Source organism: Mesorhizobium sp. M7A.F.Ca.MR.362.00.0.0, assembly GCF_004023175.1.
Taxonomy (GTDB): Bacteria; Pseudomonadota; Alphaproteobacteria; order Rhizobiales; family Rhizobiaceae; genus Mesorhizobium.
This window is the reverse complement of the sequence record NZ_RZTF01000284.1, coordinates 1-8,070: the sequence shown is the minus strand read 5'-3', so window position 1 is coordinate 8,070 and position 8,070 is coordinate 1. Positions and strand designations below refer to the sequence as shown.

Genomic DNA, 8,070 nt, shown 5'->3' with positions numbered 1-8,070 from the left:
GCCGGCCGCCGTTCGCCGAGGCTGGCCAATCATATCGTGTCGTGGACGTCGCTGCCGGTCGGCGTCGTCTCGCTGGCCGAGCGCTTTGGCGGCCGCACGGTGACGCGCGAGATCTTCGCCGCCATGGTCGACGACGTTGCCGGCCGGCTGGCCAGCTTCGACGGTCGCGATCGGCTGAGCCATCTCAAGGCCAGCCCGAATTTCCATCTGCTGGGCACGTCCGGAACCGTGACGACGCTGGCCGGTGTCCACCTTGAGCTCGAGCGCTACGATCGCCGCCGTGTCGATGGGCTGTGGATGGACCGCGACAGCGTCGATCGCATGGTCGAAAGACTGGTTGGCTGGGATTTCCAGCAGCGCTGCGCCAACCCTTGCATCGGTGCCGATCGCGCCGATCTGGTGCTGGCCGGCTGTGCTATCCTCGAGGCGATCCGCGCCGTGTGGCCGTCCGAGCGGCTGCGAGTCGCCGATCGTGGCCTGCGCGAAGGTATTTTGAGCGAACTGATGGCCGATGATGGCGTCTGGCGCAACGATGGGCGTGGCAGAGCGTGAGCCCGAACCGAAGAATTAAGCAATGACCAAGAAACCGGAAAAACCAGGATCAGCCAGCATTCGTGTGCTGAAGACGCGGATCAAGAAGAAGAGCGGGCTGAAGGAATCGTCGCGCCGCTGGCTGCAGCGCCACATCAACGATCCCTATGTCCAGCGCTCCAAGGCTGACGGCTATCGCTCGCGCGCGGCCTACAAGCTGATCGAGATCGACGACAAGCATCATCTCCTGAAACCCGGCATGAAGGTGATCGATCTCGGCGCCGCCCCCGGCGGCTGGTGCCAGGTCGCCGCCGCGCGGACGAAATCGACGGCCGACAAGCCGCATGTCATCGGCATCGACTATCTGGAAATGGACGCCGTGCCAGGCGCCCCGGTGCTGCTGATGGATTTCCTCGATCCGGCAGCACCGCAAAAGCTGGCCGAGGCGCTGGGCGGCGATCCCGATATCGTGTTGTCCGACATGGCGGCGCCAACCACCGGGCACAAGCGGACCGACCACATCCGCACCATGCATCTGTGCGAGGTGGCGGCCGATTTTGCGCTGTCGGTGCTAAAGCCGGGCGGGCATTTCCTCGCCAAGACTTTCCAGGGCGGCGCCGAAAACGAGTTGCTCTCCATGCTCAAGAAGAACTTCCGTTCCGTCCATCACGTCAAGCCGCCGGCGTCGCGGGATGAATCGGTCGAGCTCTATTTGCTGGCCAAAGATTTTAAAGGGCGAGAGGCCGGTCCGCCGTCAGGCGGATCGGAACGTCCAGTGGACGTTCCGAAGGCCTCGAGCGCCCGGAGCCATAGCGAAGGGCCGGGGGACGCCGACGACTGACGGGGCACCGCCGGTCCGCCGTCGGGCGAATCGGGCCGTCCAGAAGGCGAGGCCGAAGCGTAGCTGCCATCAGTTGCCGGGTGGGCTCACCGTTTCCAGCGTCTTCGGTGTTGTCAGCCGGCCGTGACCGGAGATGGCGTTGCCGGCGTCGGGTGCCAGCCGGACGAAGGATAGCGATGCCACCGCCGAGACCGCTGCAACGATGAAGAAGGCAATGTGGAAGTCGTCCAGCGACAGCGGGCCGCCATGGATTGACGTCGATACTTCCAGGATTCCGCCGGCCAGCGCCACGCCGAGCGCGACCGACAACTGCTGGAACACCGCTGTAATCGGCGTCGCCTTGCTGGTGTCTTCAGCCGAAACCTCGGCATAGGCGAGCGCATTGACGCCAGTGAAGAACATCGATCGGATGAAGCCGCCGACGAGCAGCATGGCCAGCATCAAGAGATAAGGTGTGTCGGGTGTGAACAGGCCGTTGATGGCGATCGAGGCGGCGGCGACCAGCGAACCGACAACCAGCACGCGGCGGAAGCCGGCGACGCGGAAGATCAGCGCGGTGACGAATTTCATGCCGATGGCGCCGATTGCAGAGACGAAGGTGATCATGCCGGACTGGAATGGCGTCAGTCCAAAGCCGATCTGGAACATCAGCGGCAGCAGGAAGGGCACGGCCCCGATGCCGATGCGAAACAGCGAGCCGCCAAGCACCGAAGAGCGGAACACCTGGTTGCGGAACAGTTCGAGCGCCAGCAGCGGGTTTTTGGCGTGGCGCGCATGCAGCAGATAGAGCGCCCCCGACACGAGGCCGACCGTTACGGTGGTGACACCGACGATTGGCGGCAGATAGGGCAAGCTGACCACCGACAGGCCAAACACCACCCCGGATGCCGCCAGCCCGCTCAGCACGAAGCCGATGAAATCAAGTGGCGGGGTCTGCGCGGGTTCGGTCTCCGGCAGGAAACGCGTCGCCAGCCAGATGCCGACCACGCCGATCGGCACATTGATCAGGAAGATCCAATGCCAGGTGAAATAGGTGGTGATGAAGCCGCCGACCGGCGGTCCGACCAGTGGCCCGACCAGCGCCGGAACGGTCAGCCAGGACATCGCCGCGACGAGTTCGCTTTTCGGTGTCGCGCGCACCAGCACCAGCCGCCCAACCGGCGTCATCATGGCGCCCCCAATGCCTTGCAGGAAGCGCGACACCACGAAAGCCGGCAGCGAACCGGAGAGCGCACAGGCTATTGAGCCGACGATGAAGACCGCGATCGCGGCACGAAAGATATTCTTGGCGCCGAAACGGTCTGCCATCCAGCCGCTGATCGGAATAAAGATCGCCAGCGACACCAGATAGGCGGTCAGCGCCAGCTTGAGCGCGATCGGACTGGTGTGGATGTCGACGGCGATCGCCGGCAGCGATGTCGCAATGACGGTCGAATCCATGTTTTCCATGAAAAGGGCGACCGCCAGGATGAGCGGGATGGTGCGGTTCACAAAACGCGTCCGACTTGATTCTTTTACGGTTGACCGGGAGGCAAGCCAACATGCAGGGCGGTTATCATGGGCCGGCTCTGATGTCGCATTAATTTGCTGTCACTTTTGTGCGACTGCGGGGAGACAGGCAGTTCGCTTGGCCTGCCGCCGTGCCTAAATCAGAACTGCCGGGACGGCCAAGGTCTTCTCGTTCCGTCTCCAGGCGCTGGCCAAGCAGCAAAGAATAGCTTGCGAATGGAGATGTGTCACATTATTGTAGTGTATATAACTACTATATGGACTTTGTCATGGAAGAAGCCGTTTCGGCAGCCGATGCCAACCGTAGATTTTCTCTCATCCTGCGCGGTGTTCGCGAAGGACAAAGCTATGTTGTGACCAGTCATGGGCGACCCGTCGCGCGGATCGTGCCCGCCGATCGACAGCAGGGTGTGGCTTCCCGCTCGCGATTAGCGTTGTTGTCGCGCCTCGAACGCCAGCCTGTTTTGGATGTCGGACGTTGGACCCGTGACGAGCTCTACGAGGACGAGCGATGAAGGTCGCGCTCGACACCAATGTCCTTGCCTACGGGGAAGGGGTCAACGGTGCCGAGAAGCGCGATATCGTTCTCGAACTGCTGCGCAACCTGCCGCAAGAGGCTGCAGTTATTCCCGTTCAGGTCCTTGGCGAGTTGTACAACGTTCTCGTCCGCAAGGCCGGAAGACCGCCTGTGGAAGCCCGGGATGCCCTCCTGGGTTGGCGCGACGCGTTTCCAGTTGCCGCGACAGTGCAAGACGTAATGATGATGGCGGCTGATCTGGCTACGGACCACCACTTCAGCATTTGGGACGCGGTCATTCTGTCCACCGCTTCCCAAACCGGTTGTCGGATGCTCCTTTCGGAAGACCTGCAAGATGGCTTCACATGGGGTGGGGTAACTGTCGTCAGCCCTTTCGCATCGCCGCGTCACGTTCTGCTCAATGCTCTCTTGGGGGAGTCTTCTGGATAGAACGCGAAACACCGAGACGATCGGCTTTTCATTGGCGCTTGGACGTGGTACCAGCCAGCGCCAATCCTGAAAGGGAAGAAACGAGTCGGCGCTGTCCATTCCGGTCCAGCGCTTTTTTGTATTCCCCCACCGCGTTTTATATTCAAGGGACTGGCCATGGCAAAAATCATCGAAACGTCCACCGGCGCATTGGCGCTGACCTTTGACGACGTGCTGCTGCAGCCCGGCCATTCCGAGGTCATGCCCGGCGAGACCGATGTCCGCACCCGCATCGCCGGCGACATCGACCTCAACGTGCCGATCCTCTCGGCGGCGATGGACACCGTCACCGAGGCCAGGCTCGCCATCGCCATGGCCCAAGCCGGCGGCATTGGCGTCATCCACCGCAATTTCTCGCCGGCCGAACAGGCCGAGCAGGTGCGGCAGGTCAAGAAATTCGAATCCGGCATGGTGGTCAATCCTGTCACCATCGGCCCCGACGCGACGCTCGCCGACGCGCTGGGCCTGATGCGCAGCTATTCGATCTCGGGCATTCCGGTGGTCGAGAATGGTGGCACTGGCGGCCACAAGGTCGGGCGGCTGATCGGCATCCTGACCAATCGCGACGTGCGCTTTGCCTCCGATCCGGCGCAGAAGGTCCATGAGCTGATGACCCGTGACAACCTGATCACGGTCAAGGAGAACGTCGACCAGGACGAGGCCAAGCGGCTTCTGCATCAGCACCGCATTGAAAAGCTGGTTGTCGTTGACAGGCAGGGCAACTGCGTCGGATTGATCACCGTCAAGGACATCGAGAAGTCGCAGCTCAACCCGCACGCCAGCAAGGACGCACAGGGCCGCTTGCGCGCCGCCGCGGCCACCAGCGTCGGCGATGACGGCTATGAACGCGCCGAACGTCTCATCGATGCCGGCGTCGACCTTCTGGTGATCGACACCGCGCATGGCCACTCGCAACGCGTGCTCGACGCGGTGACGCGCGCCAAGAAACTCTCCAACTCGGTTCGCATCCTGGCCGGCAACGTCGCCACCGCCGCGGGCACGCAGGCGCTGATCGACGCCGGTGCCGACGCCGTCAAGGTCGGCATCGGTCCGGGCTCCATCTGCACCACCCGCATCGTCGCCGGCGTCGGCGTGCCGCAGCTCTCGGCGATCATGTCGGCGGTCGAGACGGCGCACAAATCCGGCGTCTCGGTTATCGCCGATGGCGGTATCAAATATTCCGGCGATCTCGCCAAGGCGCTCGCCGCCGGCGCAAGTGCCGCCATGATCGGCTCGCTGCTGGCTGGGACCGACGAAAGCCCCGGCGAGGTCTATCTGCACCAGGGCCGCTCCTTCAAGGCGTATCGCGGCATGGGCTCGGTTGGCGCGATGGCCCGCGGCTCCGCCGATCGCTACTTCCAGGCCGAGGTGCGCGACACGCTGAAACTGGTTCCGGAAGGCATCGAAGGGCAGGTTCCCTACAAGGGACCTGTGTCTGGCGTGCTGCACCAGCTTGCGGGCGGCTTGAAAGCCGCTATGGGTTATGTTGGTGGCCGCGACCTTGCCGATTTCCGCGAGCGCGCCACTTTTGTGCGCATATCCAATGCCGGACTTCGTGAAAGCCACGCCCATGACGTCACGATTACCCGCGAAAGCCCGAACTATCCCGGTGGAGCCTGACCAGTACGGGCTCGGGCGGAACCTGACGGCAACGATCCTGCGGCTGTCTCGCCACGCAGGCGCGCTCTGTTTCCTGTCGGCGGTGGTTTTCATCGCCATGACGGCTCTGGAATTCTTCTATTTCCGCCAGTTGAGCGGCGGCTTGCCGTCGCTCGACATGCGCATTTTAGGGTTTACGCCGGACGAAGGCATGGCCTGGCTGACAGCGCTCGGCCGGCGCGGCGGCGAGATCATTCTCGTCTGGCACTATCTGACCTTCGACCTGTTGTTCCCGGCGCTGCTGTCGGTCACGCTGGTCAGCCTCATCCTGGCCACCGGCCGGCGATTGAAGGCTTTCCGCGTGCTGCCGGCGCAGCTGCAGTCGATTTTCGCGTTGGTCCTGGTGCTTCCCTACACGCTTGCACATTACGTTCAGAACTTTGCGGTGGCGCGGCTTCTGTCCGATTTCCTGTCGGCCAACCCGGACTCGCTGTCTTTCGCCTCGGCGCTCACCGTCACCAAATTCGCGCTTTTCGCCATACCGGTGATCGTCATCGCGGCCTTCTGGCTGGCGGGCCAGAAACGCCAGGCCTGATGCCGCACGCGAAGGCCAACCGGGCAGGGGGCACTTGATGAACCAGACCACGATCTTCTGGCCCGTTCTCGCGCATGTGCTGCTGATCTACATCGTCTACTGCGTCCTGGGTCGTCGCAGATACGGCGCAATAAGGTCAGGCGAGGCGAAGGCCGGTCAGTTCAAGGTGCGTTCGGCCGAACCGGCCTCCAGCGTCACCGTTGCCGCCAATCTCACCAACCAGTTCGAACTGCCGGTGCTGTTTTACGTGCTGTGCCTGACGCTGCACCTGACCAACGGCGTCAACTATCTGACCTTGGCGCTGATGTGGATCTTCGTCGCGTCCCGCTATTTCCATGCCTGGATTCACCTGACCAGCAACAATCTGCTGCTGCGCAGCCGGTCATTCTTCGTCAGTGCGGTGATTCTCCTGCTGGGATGGATCTGGTTCGCGCTGCACCTGCTCGGCGCGGTCTGAGCAGAGCGCTTCTGCCTTCTCCCACAGGGGAGAAGGGAAGTCCGTTCGCCTAAAGGTCGAACACCGCGATCTTGCGCTTGTCGAACTTGATGCCGATCTCGCCGCGTACCAGCTTGAGCGCGGCCTCGCCGAACACCGCGCGCCGCCAGCCTTGCAGCGCCGGTACGTCGGCTTCCTCGCCCTCGGCGGCGATACGGTCGATGTCGTCGCTGGAGGCCAGCACCTTGGAAGCGACGCCCTCCTTTTCGGCAACGATCCGCAGCAGCACCTTCAACAGTTCCGCCGCGGCGCTCGAGCCCTCGGGCGGCTGGAAACTCTTTGGCAGTTTCGGCATCTCTTCCTTGGGCAAGGCAAGCGCGGTGTTGACCGCGCCAAGCAGCGCCGTTGCCGTCGACGAGCGCTCCCAGCCCTTCGGCGTCGTGCGCAGCTTGCCGAGGGCTGCCGCGTCGCGCGGCGCCTGCTGCGCCACCTCGTAGATCGCGTCGTCTTTCAGAACGCGGCCGCGCGGCACGTCGCGTTCGCGCGCCTCGCGCTCGCGCCACGCCGCAACGCCCTGCACGATCGCCAGTTCCTGCGGTTTGCGCAGCCGCATCTTCAGCCGCTTCCAGGCGTCCTCGGGATGCGGATCATAGGTTTCGCGTGAGGTCAGCACCTCCATCTCCTCGTTGAGCCAATGGGCGCGGTTTTCCCGCTCCAATTCGGCGCTGAGGTGCTGATAGACCTCGATGAGATGCGTGACGTCGGCCAGCGCGTAGTCGAGCTGCTTGTCGGAAAGCGGCCGATGGCGCCAGTCGGTGAAACGCGATGACTTGTCGAGCCGCGCACCGGTGATGCGCTGCACGAGCTGATCGTAGGAAACACTGTCGCCGAAGCCGCAGACCATCGCCGCCACTTGCGTGTCGAACACCGGATGCGGAACCAGATCGCCGAGGTGGACGATGATTTCGATGTCCTGCCGCGCGGCGTGAAAGACTTTGACCACCGCTTCATTGGCCATCAGCCTGAAGAACGGCTTCAGGTCGATATCGGGCGACAGGGGATCGATGAGTGCCGTCACGCCAGGAGCGGCCATCTGGATCAGGCACAAGATCGGCCAAAACGTCGTTTCTCGTATGAATTCGGTGTCGACGGTGACGAAATCCGACTTTTCGAAAGCGGCGAGAACGGTCTCGAGTTCTTTCTGGGTGGTGATGACGTGCATCAAATCGCTTTTGACAGGAGTAAGGTCTTCCTAGATTTCAGCCGCCGGGGCTTTCGTCAAGCTTTGGCAACGCCATCATCAGGTTCCCGGACCATCGGAATCGTCGTTTCTCCTGGCCAGCCGCGCGAAAACCGTCGAAGTGCGCAGGAGCGCGGTGAAGCGGCCGCGCCTGCCTGCCGGCACACCGGACCGGGCCTGCATGCGGTAAAGGATGACGGCGATGAAGATCGCATAGACCACCGCGCTGAATACAAACAGGGCGCCCGGTCCGAAATATTGCATCGCGGTCGAGGCGGCGAACGGGCCGCCAATGGCGCCGAAGGAATAGAAC

9 protein-coding genes and 1 pseudogene (1 of these 10 only partly in view) are annotated in these 8,070 nt (G+C 62.9%); 7 read left to right on the top strand and 3 right to left on the bottom strand.

The features are described 5' to 3' along the window. Positions 1-552, top strand: part of the annotated coding region (locus tag EOC06_RS26710) for a Ppx/GppA phosphatase family protein (protein ID WP_164898749.1) (this coding region is incomplete at its 5' end). 634 nt of the annotated region lie to the left of the window's left edge; 552 of its 1,186 annotated nt are in view. A gap of 22 nt (positions 553-574) precedes the next feature. After that, positions 575-1,372 (top strand): RlmE family RNA methyltransferase, encoded by a 798-nt coding sequence (locus EOC06_RS26705; protein ID WP_027038343.1) that lies wholly within the window; start codon positions 575-577, stop codon positions 1,370-1,372. A 69-nt stretch (positions 1,373-1,441) separates the two neighbouring features. On the opposite strand, the gene EOC06_RS26700 is transcribed toward EOC06_RS26705, so the two are convergent. After that, positions 1,442-2,863, bottom strand: a complete 1,422-nt coding sequence (locus EOC06_RS26700) for an MFS transporter (protein ID WP_128309187.1) — start codon at positions 2,861-2,863, stop codon at positions 1,442-1,444. A 287-nt stretch (positions 2,864-3,150) separates the two neighbouring features. On the opposite strand from EOC06_RS26700, the gene EOC06_RS26695 reads away from it, so the two are divergent. The 5 genes from EOC06_RS26695 (at position 3,151) to EOC06_RS26675 (ending at position 6,538) form a co-directional block, all read left to right on the top strand. Then, positions 3,151-3,396 (top strand): type II toxin-antitoxin system Phd/YefM family antitoxin, encoded by a 246-nt coding sequence (locus EOC06_RS26695; RefSeq protein ID WP_127329883.1) that lies wholly within the window; start codon positions 3,151-3,153, stop codon positions 3,394-3,396. After that, a complete protein-coding gene (locus EOC06_RS26690) occupies positions 3,393-3,848 on the top strand; it encodes a PIN domain-containing protein (protein ID WP_128309186.1) in 456 nt (151 codons plus the stop codon). Before EOC06_RS26695 ends, EOC06_RS26690 begins: the two co-directional genes overlap by 4 nt. A 156-nt stretch (positions 3,849-4,004) precedes the next feature. Then, positions 4,005-5,507, top strand: coding sequence for an IMP dehydrogenase (gene guaB, locus EOC06_RS26685; protein WP_127269487.1), 1,503 nt, complete (start codon positions 4,005-4,007; stop codon positions 5,505-5,507). Continuing rightward, positions 5,458-6,081 carry a hypothetical protein gene (locus EOC06_RS26680; protein WP_127269488.1) on the top strand — a complete coding sequence of 208 codons (624 nt, stop codon included), beginning with the start codon at positions 5,458-5,460 and terminating at the stop codon, positions 6,079-6,081. Before guaB ends, EOC06_RS26680 begins: the two co-directional genes overlap by 50 nt. Before the next feature lie 37 nt (positions 6,082-6,118). After that, on the top strand, positions 6,119-6,538 hold the full coding sequence (locus EOC06_RS26675) for an MAPEG family protein (RefSeq protein ID WP_128309185.1): 420 nt from the start codon (positions 6,119-6,121) through the stop codon (positions 6,536-6,538). A gap of 49 nt (positions 6,539-6,587) precedes the next feature. On the opposite strand, the gene rnd is transcribed toward EOC06_RS26675, so the two are convergent. Both rnd and EOC06_RS26665 read right to left on the bottom strand, forming a co-directional pair. Then, on the bottom strand, positions 6,588-7,739 hold the full coding sequence (gene rnd, locus EOC06_RS26670) for a ribonuclease D (protein WP_027038348.1): 1,152 nt from the start codon (positions 7,737-7,739) through the stop codon (positions 6,588-6,590). A 78-nt stretch (positions 7,740-7,817) separates the two neighbouring features. Beyond that, a pseudogene (locus EOC06_RS26665) lies at positions 7,818-8,070 on the bottom strand (MFS transporter); the annotation flags it as partial.